Below are 18,824 nucleotides of genomic sequence, written 5' to 3' on the forward strand. Positions count from 1 at the left end.
CCTGCCGGCGGGTCAGCATCGGCCTTCATGTGAAACGACGGTCACCTCACTGAATCGTTCCTCAATCTCAAAATTTGAGACGAAACAGCAACTTGTGGATAAGGCTTGAACAAGTCTCTGAAGTTTGTTGCAAGCCATTGATCCGCCAAGTGATTTCAGGTCGTTCTTCCTGTTGACAACCCTGTGCGCGCTGCTAAGGTGGGCAACAGAGGGAAAACCGGGTTTTCAGTGGTTTTTCGTGGTTCAATTGATCGCTAATGAGTGTCGGGAAGGGCAGGGGCTGTGTTTCAGGGTGAGACCGCCATCACAGTGGACGACAAGGGACGGCTCGCGGTGCCCACCGCGTACCGCGACCTCGTCGCGCGCGAGTGCGGCAACCGCCTGGTGATCACCTACAACCCCTTCGAAGGCGGCAGCCTGTACCTGTACCCCGAGAAGGTCTGGCAGCGCGTCCGCGACGACGTCAGCAAGCTGCCCAGCACCCAGAAGGCGCACCGCAGCCTGCAGCTGAAGCTGATCGGTGCTGCCTCGCCGGTCGAACTGGACGGCAACGGCCGCATCAGCATTCCGGCCAGCCATCGCAGCGCGGTCGGCATCGAGAAGAAGGCCGTGCTGCTCGGCATGGGCGAGAAGTTCGAACTCTGGAGCGAACAGGCGCACCACGCGCAGATCCGTCAGACCCTCACTGACGATGATCTGAGCGCACACATGCTCGAGCTGCGCTTGTGACCCGGGGTGACGGCAAGCGGCAGTCCGCGCCGGCCGGTCACCTCCCAGCGCTGCACTTGCCGGTGTTGTACACGCAGGTCATGGAAGGGCTGCAGGTGAAAGAGGACGGTACCTATCTGGACGGCACCTTCGGGCGTGGAGGCCACGCGCGCGGCGTGCTGCAACACCTCGGCCCGGGAGGCCGGCTGCTGGTGATGGACAAGGATCCCGACGCGATCGCACATGCCGAACAGATGTTCGCGGGCGATGCGCGCGTGTCGATCTTCCGCGGCAGCTTCGCCTCGCTCGCGCAGTGGAACGAAACCGCCGCCGGCCTCGACGGCGTGCTGCTCGACCTGGGCGTGTCGTCGCCGCAGCTGGACGTGGCCGAGCGTGGCTTCAGCTTCGGCAAGGACGGTCCGCTCGACATGCGCATGGATCCAGACTCCGGCGAGAGCGCGGCCGACTGGATCAATCGCGCCGACGAGCGCGACATCGCCGACGTCCTGTGGACCTACGGCGAAGAAAAGCAGAGCCGCCGCATCGCGCGCGCCATCGTCGCCCGCCGCGCCACCCAGCCGTTCACCCGCACCGCCGACCTGGCCGCCGTGATCGCCTCGGTGATGCCGCGCGGCGAGAAGATCCATCCGGCCACGCGCAGCTTCCAGGCCATCCGCATCCATATCAACCGCGAACTGGCGGACCTGGAAGCCGGGCTGGACGCGGCGCTGTCGCGGCTCAAGGTCGGCGGCCGGCTGGCGGTGATCAGCTTCCACTCGCTGGAAGACCGCATCGTCAAGCAATTCATCAACCGGCACGCCAAGGCGCCGCCGGCCAACCGCCGCCTGCCCGTGGCGATCGACTTCACCCCGACCCTGCGCGCCATCGGCAGCGGGCAGAAGGGCGAAGCCGACGAGGTGTCCTCCAACCCGCGCGCCCGCAGCGCCGTGCTGCGGGTGGCCGAGAAGCTGGAGGTGGCCGCATGAGCCGCTTCCTGATCCTCGTGCTGGTGCTGGCCAACATCGCCTCGGCGATCGGCGTGGTCTATGCGCGCCACCGCCACCGCGTGCTGTTCGACGAAGTGACGCGCCTCGAGCGCGCACGCGACGAACTGAACGTCGAGTTCGGCCGTCTGCAGCTCGAACAGGCCACGGTCGCCGAAGCCACCCGCATCGACCAGGTCGCGCGCGTGCGCCTGGGCATGAAGTTTCCGGAAGCGACCGACATCGTGGTGATCCGCCCATGAATGCCGCGCCCGCCAAGAACCGCAACCGCGCGCGCTTCAACCTGCGCGGCCGCCTGGCGCTGGTGCTCGGTGCGATGGGCCTGTGCTCGGTCAGCCTGGTCGGGCGCGCGGCGTACGTGCAGCTGATCAACCACGATTTCTACCAGCGCCAGGGCGATGCACGCTTCCTGCGCGAGATCCCCATCCCGACCTCGCGCGGCATGATCACCGACCGCAACGGCGAGCCGGTGGCGGTGTCGTCGCCGGTGGAATCGGTGTGGGGCAATCCGCAGGAACTGCTGAAGACGCCCGACCGCCTGCCGGAACTGGCGCAGGCGCTGGGCGTGCCGCTCGATCACCTGAACAACCGCCTGTCGCAGAAGGCCGACAAGGAATTCCTGTACCTCAAGCGCCGGATCAATCCGGACGAGGCGCAGAAGATCCTCGCGCACAAGATTCCCGGCGTGTTCTCGCAGCGCGAGTTCCGTCGCTTCTACCCGCAGGGGCCGGCGATGGCCCACGTGCTGGGCTTCACCAATATCGACGACCGCGGGCAGGAAGGGCTGGAACTGGCGTTCGACGAATGGCTCAGCGGGACGCCGGGCGCGCAGAAGGTGATCCGCGACAACCGTGGCCGCATCGTCGAGAACGTGGACCTGATCCGCTCCGCGCAGCCGGGCAAGGACCTGACGCTCAGCATCGACCGCCGCATCCAGTACCTGGCGCACCGCGAGCTGCGCAATGCATTGCTCGCGCACCAGGCCAGCAGCGGCTCCATCGTCATCATGGACGTGGCCACCGGCGAAGTGCTGGCGATGGCCAACCTGCCGACCTACAACCCCAACGCGATCGACCGGGTGAAGCCGGATGCGCGCCGCAACCGCGCGCTGACCGACATGATCGAGCCGGGCTCGACCATGAAGCCGCTGACCGTGTCCACGGCATTGAAGGCCGGCGTGGTCGCCCCGTCGACGCTGATCAATACCAATCCGGGCTACCTGGCGTTGAACAGCCGCTACACGATCCGCGACGTGCCGCGGAACAACGGCGTGCTGACGGTCACCGGCGTGATCACCAAGAGCTCGAACATCGGCTCGATCAAGATCGCCGAGAAGCTGCCGAACGCCTATTTCTACGAAAGCATCCACAGCTTCGGCTACGGCCAGAAGCCGGGCAGCGGCTTCCCGGGCGAGTCCGCCGGCATGCTGGCGCCGCCGGACCGCTGGAACGGCCTGCAGAAGGCGACGATGTCGTACGGCTACGGCCTGGCGGTCACACCGCTGCAGATCGCGCGTGCGTACTCGGCGCTGGGCAACGGCGGCAAGCTGGTGACGCCGACGTTCGTGAAGGGCCAGCGCGGCGAAGCGCCGCAGGTGCTGGACCCGGCCATCGCGCACGAAGTCGTCGGCATGATGGAAACCGTGGTGACGCAGGGCGGCGCCAAGCGCGCCGGCGTGCTCGGTTACCGTGTGGCCGGCAAAACCGGTACCGCACGCATCGCCTCGGGCGGCGGCTACGCGAAGGGCCGCTACGCGTCGTTCTTCGCCGGCCTGGTGCCGGCCAGCAACCCCCGTTTCGCCGCCGTCGTGGTGATCAACGATTCGCAGGAAGGCGGCTACTACGGCGGTCTGGTCGCGGCCCCCGTGTTCCATGACGTGATGGACGGGACGTTGCGCCTGATGGACGTGCCGCCGGACGATATCGAGTCCTGGCTCGCCGCACAGGCCAAGAACACGCACAAGCCCGGGGCGGCAGCGCCGGCTGCCGCGCCGACCCCCATCGCCGATGACGTCATCGACACGACGGACCCGTCCGCGTTCGATGCGCCGCAGGCCGCCTTGCCGGCGACGGGGGCGACGCGATGAGGCGGATGATGGCCCTTGCCGAACTGCTGCCCGACGTCGACGTGCCGCGCGACATCGTCGTGCGCGGGTTGACGCTGGACAGCCGCAGCGTGCAGTCGGGCGATGCCTTCGTCGCCATCGCCGGCTTCGGCGCGCACGGCCTGAATTTCGCCGCGCAGGCGAAGGAGAACGGCGCCAGCGCGATCCTGTTCGAACCGCCGGTGCCGGACGGGCTGGAAGCGCCGCGCGATGCGATCGCCGTACCCGGCCTGCGTGCGCGCATGGGCACGATGGCGGACCGCTTCCATGCCGCGCCGTCGCACGACATGAAGATGGTCGGCGTCACCGGCACCAACGGCAAGACCTCGACCGTGCAGCTGCTGGCGCAGGCCTGGCACCTGCGCGGCGTGCGCTGCGCGACCGTCGGCACGCTCGGCGCCGGCATGTACGGCGAAGTGGTGCCGACCGGCTTCACCACGCCGCTGGTGCTGCAGATGCACGCGCTGCTGGCGCAGTTCCGCGATGCGGGCGCCAAGGCCGTCGCGATGGAAGTCAGTTCGCACGCGCTCGACCAGGGGCGCGTGGACGCGGTGCATTTCGATGTCGGCGTGTTCACCAACCTCACCCGTGACCACCTGGACTATCACGGCGACATGGAGCGCTACGGCGCCGCCAAGTCGCTGCTGTTCTCGCGCGAGGGCCTGAAGGCCGGCGTGGTCAATCTCGACGATGCTTACGGTCGCGAACTGTTCGCGCGCCTGTCGCATGGGCTGCAGCGCATCGGCGTGACTTCACGCGGGCAGGGCGACGCCGTCGTGCGCGCGGACGCGCTGCGTCTGGACGGCAACGGCATCGCCTTCGATCTGGCCATCGGCGACGACCTGCAGCCGGTGCAGTCGCGCCTGCTGGGCCGCTTCAACGTGGACAACCTGCTCGCCGTGGCTGGCGTGCTGCATGCGCTGGGCGACACGACGGCCGAGATCGCACGCACGCTGTCGCGGCTGGCACCGATCCATGGCCGCATGAACCGGCTCGGCGGCGACAGCGATGCGGCGGGCAACCGTCGCCCGCTGGTCGTCATCGACTACGCGCATACGCCGGACGCGCTGGAACAGGCACTGGCCAGCCTGCGCGACCACGTGCAGGGCCGGCTGATCTGCGTGTTCGGCTGCGGCGGCGACCGTGACACGGGCAAGCGCCCGCAGATGGCCGCCATCGCCGAGCGCCTGGCGGACGTGGTGCTCGTCACCGACGACAATCCGCGCACCGAGGACGGCGACCGCATCGTCGCCGACATCATGGCCGGCTTCGCGACGCCGGATGCGGTCCTCGTGCAGCGCGACCGCGCGCAGGCGATCGCGCAGGCGGTCGCGCAGGCCGGACCCGACGACATCGTGCTGGTGGCGGGCAAGGGTCACGAGCCCTACCAGGACATCCACGGCGTGAAGCATCCGTTCGACGACACCGCCGTCGCGCGGCAGGCCCTGGAGGACCGTCGATGAAGCGGCTTCCCCTTTCCCTGCTTGCGCACTGGGCGGGCGGCGAACTGCTGGGCGACGACCTGGTGATCGGTTCGCTGACCCACGACACCCGCGCGCTGGTGCCCGGCAGCCTGTACGTCGCGCTGCGCGGCGAGCGCTTCGACGGCCACGACTTCGCCTACGACGCCTCGATGCGCGGCGCCGCCGCGGTGCTGGTCGACCACGAAGTGAAGGTCGACGTACCCCAGGTGGTGGTGCCGGATACGTTGCTGGCGCTGGCGCGCATCGCCGCCGGCCTCCAGCGCGACCGCGTGGAGAAGGCGGTTGCCATCACCGGCAGCAACGGCAAGACCTCGGTGAAGACGCTGGTAGTGTCGATCCTGCAGCGCGCCGGCGTCACCTACTTCAACCCGGGCAACCGCAACAACGAGATCGGCCTGCCGATGGCCGTCATCGACGGGCCGGACGACGCCGACTTCTCGGTCTACGAGATGGGCGCGGGCAAGCCGGGCGACATCGCCTACCTGACCGACATCGTCACCCCGGAAGTGGCGCTGGTGAACAACATCGCCGCCGCGCACCTGGAGCGCATGGGCACGCTGATGGGCGTGGCCGAGACCAAGGGTGCGATCTACGACGCACTGCCGGCCGACGGCACGGCGGTGATCAACGCCGACGACGCCTTCGCCGAGTACTTCGCCAGCCGCGTGCCCGACCGCCGCATCCTGCGTTTCGGCCTGGAGGCGACCGCCGACCTGACCGCGCGCGACATCCGCGCGACCGCGGACGGCTCGGACTTCGTGCTGGTGGCGCCGCACGGCGAGGTCGCGGTCGAACTGCACCTGCCGGGCCGCCACAACGTGCTCAACGCACTCGCCGCCGCCGGCATCGCAATGGCGTGCGGCGTGTCGCTCGCCATCATCGCCGAGGGCCTGTCGGCCGCGCAGCCGGTCGCCGGTCGCCAGATCGCGCACACGCTGCCGAACGGCGCGGTGGTGATCGACGACAGCTACAACGCCAATCCCGGTTCGCTGGCCGCGGCCATCGACACGCTCGCGGCTGCGAGCAAACAGGGGGGTGGCGAGGGCTGGCTGGTGCTGGGCGACATGCGCGAGCTGGGCGCCGATGAGGAAGTGCTGCACGCCGACATGGGCATGCGCGCGAAGAACGCCGGCCTGCGTCGCCTCTACACGCTGGGCCCGCTCAGCGCCGCCGCCGCCGCCGCCTTCGGCGAAGGCGCGCATTCATTCCAAGACCACGCCTCGCTGGCCGACGCCCTGCGCGCCGACCTGCGGGCCGGCGTGCGCTGTCTGGTCAAGGGGTCGCGCGGCAGCGCGATGGACCGGATCGTCGCCGCCCTGCTGTCCACCGGGGAGGACGCATCGCATGCTGCTTGAACTGGCTCGCTGGCTGCAGAGCCTGGAAAACTTCTTCGGCCTGTTCGGCTACCTGACGTTCCGCGGCATCCTGGCCGCGCTGACGTCGCTGGCGCTGTCGCTGTGGCTGGGTCCGGCGGTGATCCGCAAGCTCGGCCAGCTGAAGGGTGGCCAGCCGATCCGCAAGGACGGCCCGCAGTCGCACTTCTCCAAGGCGGGCACGCCGACGATGGGTGGCGCGCTGATCCTGATGACGGTGGCCGCCTCGGTGCTGCTGTGGGGCGACCTGCGCAACAAGTACGTGTGGGTGGTGCTGCTGGTGATGCTGACCTTCGGCGCCATCGGCTGGTACGACGACTGGATCAAGATCGTCAAGCGCGACCCGAACGGCCTGAAGTCGCGCTGGAAGTACCTGCTGCAGTCGATCTTCGGCCTGGCCGCCGGCCTGTACCTGTACCTGTACGCGGACGTGCCGGCGGCAACGACCTTCTATGTGCCGTTCTTCAAGTCGATCGCGCTGCCGCTGGCAGGTGTCGGCTTCGTCGCCATCGCCTACTTCTGGATCGTCGGTTTCTCCAACGCGGTCAACCTGACCGACGGCCTGGATGGCCTGGCGATCATGCCGACCGTGCTGGTCGCGTGCGCGCTGGGCGTGTTCGCCTACGCGTCGGGCAATGCCGTGTTCTCCAACTACCTGCAGATCCCGCCGGTGCCGGGCGCGGGCGAACTGACCATCATCTGCGCGGCGATCGCCGGCGCGGGCCTCGGCTTCCTGTGGTTCAACACCTACCCGGCCATGGTGTTCATGGGCGACATCGGCGCCTTGGCGCTGGGCGCCGTGCTGGGCACCATCGCGGTGATCGTGCGCCAGGAACTGGTGCTGGTGATCATGGGCGGCATCTTCGTCATCGAGACGCTGTCGGTGATGATCCAGGTCGCGTCGTTCAAGCTGACCGGCAAGCGCGTGTTCCGGATGGCGCCGATCCACCACCACTTCGAACTGAAGGGCTGGCCGGAGCCGCGCGTGATCGTGCGCTTCTGGATCATCTCCGTCGTGCTGGTCCTCGTCGGCCTGGCCACGTTGAAGGTGCGCTGATGAACGACACGCCGCGCCAGGCCACGCGACTGGAAGCCATCGGGGGCCGTTTCGACCCCTGGTTGCTCGGTGCCATGCTGGCGCTGGCCTCGCTCGGCGTGGTGATGGTCGCCTCCGCGTCGATCTACCAGCACGGCAACCCGTTCTACTACCTGATCCGCCACGGCATGTTCCTGGGCGTCGGCCTGGGCCTGGCGGCCTGGGCGATGCGTACCGAACTGAAGAGCATCGAACACCACAACCAGCTGCTGTTGCTGGCCTGCTTCGTGCTGCTGGCGCTGGTCTTCGTGCCGGGCCTGGGAAGCAGCGTCAACGGTGCGCGTCGCTGGATCAACCTCGGCGTGTCCAAGTTCCAGGTGGTCGAAGCGGTCAAGGTGCTCTACATCATCTGGATCGCCAGCTATCTGGTGCGTTTCCGCGATGAGGTCAGCGTCACCTGGCAGGCGATGCTGAAGCCGGTGGTGGTGGTCGGCCTGCTGGTCGGCCTGCTGCTGCTGCAGCCCGACTTCGGTTCCTCGATGCTGCTGCTCAGCATCACGGCCTGCATGCTCGTGCTGGGCGGTGCGCCGATCAAGCGCATCATCCTGCCGATCCTGCTGCTGCTGCCGGCACTGGTGGCGCTGGTGGTGTTCGAGCCCTACCGCATGAAGCGCGTCACGTCGTTCATGGACCCGTGGGCCGACCAGCTGGGTTCCGGCTATCAGCTGAGCAACGCGCTGATGGCCATCGGGCGTGGCGAGTGGGGCGGCATCGGCCTGGGTGGCTCGGTGCTGAAGCTCAATTACCTGCCGGAAGTGCACACCGACTTCATCTTCTCGGTGATCGGCGAGGAGCTTGGTTTCGTCGGCGTCTGCCTGGTGATCGCGCTGTATGCGTTGCTGGTGGGCCGCGCGTTTTGGGTGGGCCTGCGCTGCGTGGAGATGCGTCGGCATTTCGCCGGCTACATCGCCTTTGGTGTCGCGCTGTGGGTGGGTGTGCAGAGCTTCGTGTCGATGGGCGTGAACCTGGGCCTGTTGCCGACCAAGGGCCTGACGCTGCCGCTGATCTCGTCGGGTGGTTCGAGCATCCTGATGACCTGCGTGGCGATGGGCCTGCTGCTGCGCGTGTCGTACGAACTGGAGCGCACGCAGCGCCAGGTCGCGCTGCGTGGCGAGGCGGTCCAGGGTGCAGGCGAGGCGCCGCGCGCGCCGGCCGACCCGCGTCCCGCACCGGCCGCGTCGGCATCGGTTGCCGCTGCATCGCTGTCGCAGACGCTGCGTGGCACCAGTCGCCTGCAGCCGCGCATCGAGCCGACCTTCGAGAGGCTGGCATGAACGCGACGATGGCGGCTCCCGTGATGATCATGGCCGGCGGCACCGGCGGGCACATTTTTCCCGCGCTGGCCGTAGCCAAGGTGCTGCGTGCGCGCGGCGTGCCGGTCGTCTGGCTGGGTGCGGACGGTGCGATGGAAACGCGGCTGGTGCCGCAGCACGACATCCCGCTGGACACGCTGGCCATCACCGGCCTGCGTGGCAAGGGCACGCTGGCGCTGCTCGGTGCGCCCGTGCGCGTGCTGCGCGCGATCCGTGCCGCCGGCTTCGCATTGCGCCGCCGCGCACCGCGCGCGGTGGTCAGCTTCGGTGGCTTCGCGTCGGGGCCGGGCGGTGTGGCGGCGAAGCTGATGGGCCTGCCGCTGCTGGTACACGAACAGAACCGTGCGGCCGGCTTCACCAATCGCGTGCTGGTCAAGGTCGCGCGTCGGGTGATGACCGGGTTCCCGGGCGCCTTCCCGTCGCGCGAAGAGGTCGTCGGCAATCCGGTGCGCGACGAGATCGCCGCGCTGCCGCCGCCGGCCGAACGCTTCGCCGGTCGCAGCGGTCCGCTGCGCGTCCTTGTCCTCGGCGGCAGCCAGGGCGCGCGGGCGCTAAATCTGGCGGTGCCGAAGGCCATCGCGGCCTTGCCTGCCGGCAGCATCGACCTGCGCCACCAGTGCGGCGAGAAGCTGCGCGACGAAGCGGCCAAGGCCTATGCCGATGCCGGCGTGTCCGCCAGCGTCGAAGCCTTCATCACCGACATGGCCGCCGCCTACGCGTGGGCGGACCTCGTGGTCTGCCGTTCCGGTGCCTCGACGCTGGCCGAACTGTGCGCGGTCGGCGTGGGCAGCGTGCTGGTGCCGTTCGCGCAGGCCGTCGACGACCACCAGACCCGCAATGCCGAATACCTGGTCGAGCGCAACGCCGCCGTGCTGCTGAAGCAGGACGACGCGCTCGCCGACAGCCTGGCCGCCACGCTGCGCCCACTCATCGACGACGGTGCCAGGCGCCTCGCGATGGCGCAGGCCGCGCGCGCGCTGGCCAAACCCGATGCGGCCGACCGCATCGCCGACACGATTCTCGAGGAAGCAGTCAAGATGAGGACGCAGGCATGATGATGGCCGCCGCACGCGAGCGCCGCCTGCAGCACACCGGCAACCTGGCCCAGGCGTTCCGCCGGGTGCACTTCGTCGGCATCGGCGGCTCCGGCATGAGCGGCATCGCCGAAGTGCTGTGCACGCTGGGCTACGAGGTGTCGGGCTCGGACAATGCCGACAACGCCGCGACCCGTCGCCTGGCCTCGCTCGGTGCGCGCGTGATGCGCGGCCACAACGCATCCAACGTGCTGGGCACCGACTGCGTGGTGGTGTCCAGTGCGATCAAGCACGACAACCCCGAGCTGATGGAAGCGCGCAGCCAGCGCATTCCGATCGTGCCGCGCGCCGCGATGCTGGCCGAGCTGATGCGCTTCCGTCGCGGCATCGCCGTGGCCGGCACGCACGGCAAGACCACCACCACCAGCCTCACGGCCGCCGTGCTGAGCGAAGGCGGCCTGGATCCGACCTTCGTCATCGGTGGCCAGCTGCTCGCCGCCGGCGCCAACGCCAAGCTCGGCGACGGCCAGTGGCTGGTGGCCGAGGCCGACGAGAGCGACGGCAGCTTCCTGCGCCTGAATCCGCTGATCTCCATCGTCACCAACATCGATGCCGATCACCTGGAGAACTACGGCAACGATTTCGAACGCGTGAAGGCCGCCTTCGCCGAGTTCCTGCAGCGCCTGCCGTTCTACGGCCTGGCCGTGCTGTGCATCGACGATCCGGAAGTCGCCGCCATCGCCGCCGACACGCCGCGCCACGTGATGAGCTACGGCTTCGCCGAGAATGCCGACGTGCGCGCCGAAGAGGTGGAGCAGGAAGGCGGGCGCATGCACTTCACCCTGCGCCTGCCGGAGGACGCCAGCATCCGCGTCAGCCTGGCGCTGCCCGGTCGCCACAACGTGCTGAACGCCCTGGCTGCCGCTGCGGTGGGCTGGCAGCTCGGCGTGTCGCCGGAGAACATCGCCGCCGCGCTGGAGAAGTTCGCCGGCATCGGCCGCCGCTTCAACGACCTCGGCGAGATCGCCACGCCGCAGGGCGCACGCGTGCAGCTGGTGGACGACTACGGCCATCATCCGAAGGAACTTGCGGCAGTGTTCGCCGCCGCGCGCGGCGGTTGGCCGCACAAGCGCCTCGTGGTCGCGTTCCAGCCGCACCGCTACAGCCGTACGCGCGACCAGTTCGACGCGTTCGCCGCCGTGCTGTCCGAAGCCGACGCGCTGGTGCTGAGCGAGGTGTATCCGGCCGGCGAGCAGCCGATCGCCGGTGCGGATTCCAAGTCGCTGGCGCGCGCGATCCGCGCGCGTGGCCGCAACGAACCCGTGGTGGTCAGCCAGGTCAGCGACCTGGTCGACGTGCTGCCCGACGTCCTGCAGGACGGCGACCTGCTGCTGCTGATGGGCGCCGGCGACATCGGCCACCTGTCGCAACACCTCGCGTCGCACGGCTTCACCGCGAAGGATCCCGCATGAGCGACATTGCCGTGCCGCCGCTGCGCATCACCGACGCCTTGCGCTTCGGCCGCGTCGCCGTGCTGCTGGGCGGCGTGTCCAGCGAGCGCGAGGTGTCGCTGAACTCCGGGCAGAACGTGCTCGACGCATTGCTCGCGGGGGGCGTGCAGGCGTTCGCCGTCGACGGCGTGCCGGCGCTGGTCGAGGCGATCCGGGCCGGCAAGGTCGATCGCGTCTTCAACATCATGCACGGCGGCGATGGCGAGAACGGCGTGCTGCAGGGCCTGCTGCAGTCGCTCGGCGTGCCGTACACCGGCCCCGGCGTGCTGGGCTCCGCGCTGACGATGGACAAGATCCGCACCAAGCAGGTGTGGCAGGCGGCAGGTCTGCCCACGGCGAGCTTCGTGCGCATTCCCGCCGGCGGAGATCTGCTCGCAGCGGTGCGTACGCTCGGCTTCCCCGTGTTCGTGAAGCCGTCGGCCGAAGGCTCCAGCGTCGGCGTGTTCAAGATCGAGGGCGAAGCCGACCTGGCGCCAGCGGTCGCGTTCGCGTCGACGTACCCCGGTGAACTGCTGGCCGAGCAGATGCTGACCGGCGGCGAATTCACCGTCGCCATCCTTGGCGACCTGGCGCTGCCGTCGGTGCGTATCGTCCCGGCGAACGGCTGGTACGACTACCACGCCAAGTACATCGCCGAGGACACGCAGTACCTGTGCCCGGGTCTGGACGACGCCGGCGACGAAGCGCGCATCCGTGCGCTGGCGCTGGACGGCTTCCGTGCGGCCGGCTGCAGCGGCTGGGGCCGCGTCGATGTGATGCGCCATGCCGACGGCCGTTTCCTGCTGATGGAAGTGAACACTGCGCCGGGCATGACCAGCCATTCGCTGGTGCCGAAGGAAGCGGCGCAGGTCGGCATCGGCTTCGAAGACCTGTGCTGGCGCATCCTCGAACAGACGGTGCCGGAGGTGGCAGGCCGATGAACGCCGCCCTGCGCATCCTGACCTGGCTGATCGCGCTGGCGCTGGTGGCGCTGCCGGTCGTGGCCGTGGTCAACGGCTGGATCGGCGCGGACCGCTGGCCGCTGTCGCGCCTGCGCGTGCAGGGAGAACTGGCGCGTGTGGATCCCGCCCAGCTGCAGGCGACGGTGCTGCCGTATGCGCGCCGTGGCTTCTTCGCCGTGCGGCTGGAAGATGCCAAGCACGCCGTCGAGACGCTGCCGTGGGTGGAGCGCGCTGACGTGCGCAAGCGCTGGCCGGACGTGCTGGAAGTGCGCATCACCGAGCACAAGCCGTTCGCGCGCTGGGGCAACGACAAGCTGCTGTCCGAGCACGGCCGCCTGTTCCCGATGCCGAAGGAACTCACGGGCCTGGACCTGCCACAGCTCGGTGGTCCCGATTCGCAGGTGCAGGAAGTGACCGCGCTGTACAACGAATCGCGCCAGCTGTTCGCGCCGATGGGCCTGGACGTCACCACGCTGGTGATGGACGCCCGCGGCAGCTGGTCGCTGCTGCTCGGCAACGGCACGCAGGTGGTGGTGGGTCGCGCCGACGCACGCCCGCGCCTGGGCCGTTTCGCGCGGATGCTGCCGCAGCTGCTGGCCGCGCAGGCGCAACCGCTGGTGCGCGCCGACCTGCGCTACACCAACGGCTTCGCGCTGAGCTGGGGCGACGCGCCGAAGGCGCCGCCACCGGCCGCCACACCGACTCCATTGCCTGCGCCGATCGCGGTCGCGGGTCGTCTTCTGCAGGGCATTACATGAATCGCAAGGGTGACAAATCGCTGATCGTCGGGCTGGACATCGGCACCTCCAAGGTGACGGCGCTGGTCGGCGAGTACGCGCCGGGCAATCCGATCGAGGTGATCGGCATCGGCTCGCACGAGTCGCGCGGCCTCAAGCGCGGCGTCGTGGTGGACATCGAGTCCACCGTGCAGTCGATCCAGCGCGCGATCGAGGAAGCCGAGCTGATGGCGGGCTGCGAGATCCGCTCGGTCTACGCCTCGATCTCGGGCAACCACGTGCAGTGCCGCAACTCGCCCGGCATCGTGCCGATCCGCGACGGCGAAGTGACCTGGGGCGACCTGGATCGCGTGCTGGAAGCGGCGAAGGCGGTCGCCATCCCGGCCGACCAGAAGATCCTCCATGCCATTCCTCGCGAGTACAAGCTGGACAACTCGCAGGAAGGCATCCGCAATCCGGTCGGCATGACCGGCGTGCGCCTGGAAGTGGACGCGCACCTGGTGTTCTGCGCGCAGTCGGCCGCCGCCAACATCAGCAAGTGCGTGCAGCGCTGCGGCCTGCAGATCGACGACCTGATCTTCTCCTCGCTGGCCTCCAGCGTGGCCGTGCTGACCAGCGACGAGCGCGAGCTCGGCGTGGTGCTGGTCGACATGGGCGCGGGCACTACCGACCTGGCGGTGTTCGTGCAGGGCGCGATCTGCCACACCGCGTCGCTGCCGATCGCCGGCGACCAGGTGACCAACGACATCGCGCACATGCTGCGCACGCCGACGCCGGAAGCCGAGCAGATCAAGGTGCGCTACGCCTGCGCGCTGGCGCAGCTGGCGACTGCGGAAGAAAGCATCCAGGTGCCGAGCGTCGGCGACCGTCCGCCGCGCCGCCTGCCGCGCCATGCGCTGGCGCAGGCCGTGCAGCAGCGCTACGAGGAAATCTTCGAGATGGTGCAGGCCGAACTGCGCCGTTCCGGCTTCGAAGAGCGCGTGCGTGCCGGCATGGTGCTGACCGGCGGCGCCGCGAAGATGGAAGGCGTGGTCGAACTGGCCGAGGAGATGCTGCAGATGCCCGTGCGCGTCGGCATCCCGCAGCACGTCACCGGCCTGGGCGAAGTGGTCGGCAACCCGGTGCATGCCACCGGCGTCGGCCTGCTGCTGATGGGCAGCCAGATCGAACATCCCCGGCGTCCCTCGTTGCCCACGGGCAAGGCGGGCAGCTGGTTCAAGAAACTGCAGAACTGGTATCGCGGCGAGTTCTGAGTGAGGCGACACCTACCGCGAAGTTGAAGGCGTCACGACGTTCGTTCCAACAAGCACTACATAACTAAATAAACGAGGACAAGGACATGGCACATTTCGAACTGGTTGAGAAGATGGCCCCGAATGCGGTGATCAAGGTCGTGGGCGTGGGCGGTGGCGGCGGCAACGCCGTGGCGCACATGGTCAACGGCAGCGTGGACGGCGTGGAGTTCATCACCGCCAACACCGATTCGCAGGCGATAAAGAACTGCGGCGCCAAGCTGCAGCTGCAGCTGGGCAGCAACGTCACCAAGGGCCTGGGCGCGGGCGCGAATCCGGAAGTCGGTCGCCAGGCCGCGCTGGAAGACCGCGAGCGCATCATCGACGCCCTCGACGGCGCCGACATGGTGTTCATCACCGCCGGCATGGGCGGCGGCACCGGCACGGGCGCCGCGCCGGTCGTAGCGCAGCTGGCCAAGGAAATGGGCATCCTGACCGTCGCCGTGGTCACCAAGCCGTTCCCGTTCGAAGGCCGTCGCCGCATGCAGGTCGCGCTGAAGGGCATCGAGGAACTGAGCCACCACTGCGACTCGCTGATCACCATCCCGAACGAGAAGCTGATCACCGTGCTGGGCCGCAACGCGACGATGATCCAGGCGTTCCGCGCCGCCAACGACGTGCTGCTCGGCGCCGTACAGGGCATCGCCGACCTGATCGTGCGTCCGGGCCTGATCAACGTCGACTTCGCCGACGTGCGCACCGTGATGAGCGAGATGGGTCTGGCCATGATGGGCACCGGCTCCGCCCGCGGCGACGACCGCGCGCAGGCCGCCGCCGAGGCCGCGATCCAGAACCCGCTGCTGGACGACGTCAACCTCAATGGCGCCAACGGCATCCTGGTCAACATCACCGCCGGCCCGGACTTCACCATGGCCGAGTTCGACGAAGTGGGCCGCACCATCGAAGGCTTCGCCTCCGAAGACGCGACCGTGGTCGTCGGCACCGTGCTGGACCCGGACATGCAGGACGAAGTGCGCGTGACCGTGGTGGCCACCGGTCTGAACCGCAACGCGGCTCGCCAGCCGGTCGGCCGTGGCGGCGATCTGCGCGAGCCGATGCGCGCGCCGATCAAGCTGGTCCGCGACGCCACCACCGGCATGCCGATCGACGACGGTTTCCCGATGGATCCGATCAGCGCCGCCACCAGCGGCCTGGGCCTGCGCCGTGGTTCGGCCTCGCCGGCACCGTCCGCGCCGGTCGCGGCGGAACTGCCGTCGGACTACCTGGACATCCCGGCGTTCCTGCGCCGCCAGGCGGACTGATCGCATAGAAGTGGAACCCTCCTCCACTTGCGGGGGAGGGCAGGGTGGGGGGCAAGCGGAGTCGGTCGACGCGAATGCCATCCAGTGGGTTCGAGCGAGCGGTCTTCGGAGCCCCCATCCCAACCTTCCCCCGCATGCGGGGGAAGGGGCTGTGTACTGCCATGTCCCTTCGCTGCCGGACCTTCGCCGGTCCGGCAGCCCTTTCCCGGCGGCCTTAGCAGACCGTTGTTGCAGGGGTGGGACAGACAGGTTCTTCCGTTAAGATTCAGTGGTCTGCGTGATATTCTCGCTGCCCGCTCAGGTTCCCCCCACCTGCGAATTCCTGCCGATGGCCCAGCAACGCACCCTCAAGAACGTGATCCGCGCGACGGGCGTGGGGCTGCACAGTGGCGAAAAGGTCTACATGACCCTGCGCCCGGCCCCCGTGGATACCGGCATCGTGTTCCGTCGCATCGACCTGTCGCCGGTGGTGGAGATTCCTGCCAGCGCGCAACTGGTCACCGAGACCACGCTGTGCACCGGCCTGACCTGTGAAGGCGCCAAGGTGCAGACCGTCGAGCACCTGATGTCGGCCATGGCCGGCCTCGGCGTCGACAACGCCTATGTGGAACTGTCCTCGGCCGAGTTGCCGATCATGGACGGCTCCGCGGGTCCGTTCGTGTTCCTGATCCAGTCCGCCGGCATCGCCGAGCAGGACGCACCGAAGCGCTTCATCCGCATCCTCCGTCCGGTCGAAGTCACCGAGGGCGACAAGGTGGCGCGTTTCGATCCTTACGACGGCTTCAAGCTCGGCTTCACCGTCAAGTTCGACCATCCGATGATCCCGGCCTCGCAGTCGCGTGCGGAAGTGGACTTCTCCACCGGCGCCTACATCAAGGAAGTCGCGCGCGCGCGCACGTTCGGCTTCATGCGCGACCTGGAGTACATGCGCGAGCGCAACCTGGGCCTCGGCGGCTCCATGGACAACGCCATCGTGCTGGACGAGTTCCGCGTGCTGAACGAGGACGGCCTGCGCTATGCGGACGAGTTCGTCCGCCACAAGATCCTCGACGCCATCGGCGACCTGTACCTCGCCGGCAAGCCCATCCTGGGCGCCTACGAGGGCTTCAAGTCGGGCCACGCGCTGAACAACAAGCTGGTCCGTGCCCTGCTGGCCGAGACCTCGGCCTGGGAAGAAGTGACCTTCGAGGACCGCGCCACGCCGTCGCCGGTCGCCTACGTGACCCCGGCCCTCGCTGTCTGAGACGTCCGTCCCGCCGGGACGGTGAATCCGTTGTCGCCCGGTTTCCCACCCCCGTCACGCGGTGGTGTGCGATTGGTTACGCCTTGACGAAAGTGTGACGTCAGTCAGGGAATGGGTCCGAAAATAACGCGTCCTTAACTTCCGGCTAACGTCCCGACCGGCGGTGGCCGGTACCATGCCCCGTCCTTCGTGATGGCCGGGTCAAATTTTCCGCCTCCCACGATGAATGCCCCTAGGGGCCGGCGCGTCGGCGGAGTCCGATGCCGACAGGAGGTCGAGGGCGGCTTGCAGGCCTTTGCGGGACGCTTCCGATACGGGTACGACCGGGTTCTGCGCAGGCTTCCGGGGATGAAGCGGCGCCAGACTCGTCTTGGCAGTGACTTCGGTGACTGCCAGTCCGATGGATTGGGCCACGTTGATCAATTCGGGTGCCGCCAGGCGTAGCCGGGCGTTCCACACGGGGGAGTCGACGATAAAAACGAGCCGCTTGCCCGCCACGTTCGCCAACCGGCAATGCGGCGCGAGGGCAGGCGGAAGGCAGGGGCGAAGCTGCTGTTCCAAGGCGTCGAGCCACAGGGCGCGACGCACCGGGTCGGTGGCGGCATCCGTCAGGGCAGCCTGCAGGGCAGGTTGCGCGATGCCGGCGCGGCGCGGCTTGGACTTCGAATCAGACATCGGTATCTATGAGCTTTGAGACCATCGTAAACAATTCGCGTACCTGGTGGGCCCATGCGTCCGCCCATGGTGCCTACCGTATCCGCCTCGCGTTCCATGCACGTCCGCTGGTCAGCGCCGCGGTGCTGGTCGCCGCCGGCCTGCTGGTCGGCGCGGCCGGACGCAGTGCCGCCGGCCTGGGCCAGGTCTCGCTGCTGCAGGCCAAGGCCGAGCAGCGCGATGCGGAACTGGAGCAGGTGCGCCGCGGCGCCCAGCAGGAAATCAATGCCATGGCCGCGCGCCTGGGCGAGCTGCAGGCGCAGGCCAACCGCCTGAATGCCCTGGGCGAGCGCCTGACCCGCGTGGGCCAGTTGCAGGACGGCGAGTTCGACTTCAATGAGCCGGTCGGCGTCGGCGGCAACGATGTCTCCTTCGACATGAAGCCCGCCGACCTGAAGGACGGCGTGGACAAGCTGGAGCGGCAGTTCGCCGCTTCGGGTCGCCAGTTGTCGGTGCTGGAAGCGCTGCTGTTCAACCGCGAACTGGACAGGAACGCGACCCCCGGCCGCATGCCGATCACCAACAGCTACATCACCTCCGGCTTCGGCGGTCGCGCCGATCCGTTCGGCGGCGGCGGCCAGAACCACAAGGGCATCGACTTCAAGGCGCGCGTGGGCGACCCCGTGTTGTCGGTGGCCGATGGCGTGGTGAGCTTCGCCGGCGTGAAGGGCGGCTACGGCAACGTCATCGACGTCGACCATGGCAACGGCTACGTCACCCGCTATGCGCACAACTCGCGCCTCAGCGTGCGTGCGGGCGATCTTGTCCGCGTGGGGCAGGAAGTCGCCAAGGCGGGCTCGACCGGCCGTTCGACCGGCGCGCACGTGCATTTCGAGGTGTGGGAAAACGGGCGCGTGGTCAATCCGCGCAAGTTCCTGGGCGAAGGCCCGACGCCGGTGGGCCAGGTCAAGCGCGGCTGATCGCGCGGAACCAATCGGGGGCGGGACGGTCTGACGGCCCGCCTTGATTCCCCGGGCGGCGCCCCAAGCTACAATACGGTGTTGCCAG

General features: G+C 68.6%; 17 protein-coding genes. 16 read left to right on the forward strand and 1 reads right to left on the reverse strand.

What is annotated here, in order from left to right:
* Positions 1–282 precede the first annotated feature (282 nt).
* The 15 genes from mraZ to lpxC all read left to right on the forward strand — a co-directional run bounded on the left by mraZ (position 283) and on the right by lpxC (position 17,102).
* Complete coding sequence (gene mraZ, locus CSC78_RS05205; RefSeq protein WP_162336843.1) at positions 283–729, forward strand: division/cell wall cluster transcriptional repressor MraZ; 447 nt, start codon at positions 283–285, stop codon at positions 727–729.
* Entirely contained in the window at positions 726–1,694 is a 969-nt protein-coding gene (rsmH, locus tag CSC78_RS05210; protein WP_274379345.1) for a 16S rRNA (cytosine(1402)-N(4))-methyltransferase RsmH, read from the forward strand. Before mraZ ends, rsmH begins: the two co-directional genes overlap by 4 nt.
* Complete coding sequence (ftsL, locus tag CSC78_RS05215) at positions 1,691–1,954, forward strand: cell division protein FtsL (protein ID WP_162336844.1); 264 nt, start codon at positions 1,691–1,693, stop codon at positions 1,952–1,954. Before rsmH ends, ftsL begins: the two co-directional genes overlap by 4 nt.
* The gene (locus tag CSC78_RS05220) at positions 1,951–3,798 is read left to right on the forward strand and encodes a peptidoglycan D,D-transpeptidase FtsI family protein (RefSeq protein ID WP_162336845.1); all 1,848 of its coding nucleotides are present in this window, start codon (positions 1,951–1,953) and stop codon (positions 3,796–3,798) included. The genes ftsL and CSC78_RS05220 overlap by 4 nt, the downstream gene beginning before the upstream one ends.
* Positions 3,795–5,279 carry a UDP-N-acetylmuramoyl-L-alanyl-D-glutamate--2,6-diaminopimelate ligase gene (locus CSC78_RS05225; RefSeq protein ID WP_162336846.1) on the forward strand — a complete coding sequence of 495 codons (1,485 nt, stop codon included), beginning with the start codon at positions 3,795–3,797 and terminating at the stop codon, positions 5,277–5,279. Before CSC78_RS05220 ends, CSC78_RS05225 begins: the two co-directional genes overlap by 4 nt.
* Positions 5,276–6,655, forward strand: coding sequence for a UDP-N-acetylmuramoyl-tripeptide--D-alanyl-D-alanine ligase (locus CSC78_RS05230; protein WP_162336847.1), 1,380 nt, complete (start codon positions 5,276–5,278; stop codon positions 6,653–6,655). The genes CSC78_RS05225 and CSC78_RS05230 overlap by 4 nt, the downstream gene beginning before the upstream one ends.
* Positions 6,645–7,730, forward strand: coding sequence for a phospho-N-acetylmuramoyl-pentapeptide-transferase (mraY, locus tag CSC78_RS05235; protein WP_162336848.1), 1,086 nt, complete (start codon positions 6,645–6,647; stop codon positions 7,728–7,730). The genes CSC78_RS05230 and mraY overlap by 11 nt, the downstream gene beginning before the upstream one ends.
* Entirely contained in the window at positions 7,730–9,043 is a 1,314-nt protein-coding gene (gene ftsW / locus CSC78_RS05240) for a putative lipid II flippase FtsW (protein WP_162336849.1), read from the forward strand. The genes mraY and ftsW overlap by 1 nt, the downstream gene beginning before the upstream one ends.
* Entirely contained in the window at positions 9,040–10,137 is a 1,098-nt protein-coding gene (murG, locus tag CSC78_RS05245) for an undecaprenyldiphospho-muramoylpentapeptide beta-N-acetylglucosaminyltransferase (RefSeq protein ID WP_238391163.1), read from the forward strand. The genes ftsW and murG overlap by 4 nt, the downstream gene beginning before the upstream one ends.
* The gene (gene murC, locus CSC78_RS05250) at positions 10,137–11,588 is read left to right on the forward strand and encodes a UDP-N-acetylmuramate--L-alanine ligase (RefSeq protein ID WP_162336891.1); all 1,452 of its coding nucleotides are present in this window, start codon (positions 10,137–10,139) and stop codon (positions 11,586–11,588) included. Before murG ends, murC begins: the two co-directional genes overlap by 1 nt.
* Entirely contained in the window at positions 11,585–12,547 is a 963-nt protein-coding gene (locus CSC78_RS05255; RefSeq protein ID WP_162336850.1) for a D-alanine--D-alanine ligase, read from the forward strand. The genes murC and CSC78_RS05255 overlap by 4 nt, the downstream gene beginning before the upstream one ends.
* Positions 12,544–13,326: a cell division protein FtsQ/DivIB gene (locus tag CSC78_RS05260; protein ID WP_162336851.1), complete on the forward strand. Its 783-nt coding sequence runs from the start codon at positions 12,544–12,546 to the stop codon at positions 13,324–13,326. Before CSC78_RS05255 ends, CSC78_RS05260 begins: the two co-directional genes overlap by 4 nt.
* Complete coding sequence (ftsA, locus tag CSC78_RS05265; protein ID WP_055940270.1) at positions 13,323–14,558, forward strand: cell division protein FtsA; 1,236 nt, start codon at positions 13,323–13,325, stop codon at positions 14,556–14,558. Before CSC78_RS05260 ends, ftsA begins: the two co-directional genes overlap by 4 nt.
* A gap of 86 nt (positions 14,559–14,644) precedes the next feature.
* Positions 14,645–15,859: a cell division protein FtsZ gene (gene ftsZ / locus CSC78_RS05270; protein WP_162336852.1), complete on the forward strand. Its 1,215-nt coding sequence runs from the start codon at positions 14,645–14,647 to the stop codon at positions 15,857–15,859.
* Between the two features lie 328 nt (positions 15,860–16,187).
* The gene (lpxC, locus tag CSC78_RS05275; RefSeq protein ID WP_162336853.1) at positions 16,188–17,102 is read left to right on the forward strand and encodes a UDP-3-O-acyl-N-acetylglucosamine deacetylase; all 915 of its coding nucleotides are present in this window, start codon (positions 16,188–16,190) and stop codon (positions 17,100–17,102) included.
* Between the two features lie 201 nt (positions 17,103–17,303).
* Here the strand turns inward: lpxC and CSC78_RS05280 are convergent, their stop codons facing one another.
* The gene (locus tag CSC78_RS05280; protein ID WP_162336854.1) at positions 17,304–17,777 is read right to left on the reverse strand and encodes a DUF721 domain-containing protein; all 474 of its coding nucleotides are present in this window, start codon (positions 17,775–17,777) and stop codon (positions 17,304–17,306) included.
* An 8-nt stretch (positions 17,778–17,785) separates the two neighbouring features.
* Between CSC78_RS05280 and CSC78_RS05285 the strand changes: the two genes are divergently transcribed.
* Positions 17,786–18,736, forward strand: a complete 951-nt coding sequence (locus tag CSC78_RS05285; protein ID WP_162336855.1) for a M23 family metallopeptidase — start codon at positions 17,786–17,788, stop codon at positions 18,734–18,736.
* Positions 18,737–18,824: the final 88 nt, after the last annotated feature.

The organism is Pseudoxanthomonas japonensis, from assembly GCF_010093445.1.
Lineage (GTDB): Bacteria > Pseudomonadota > Gammaproteobacteria > Xanthomonadales > Xanthomonadaceae > Pseudoxanthomonas_A > Pseudoxanthomonas_A japonensis.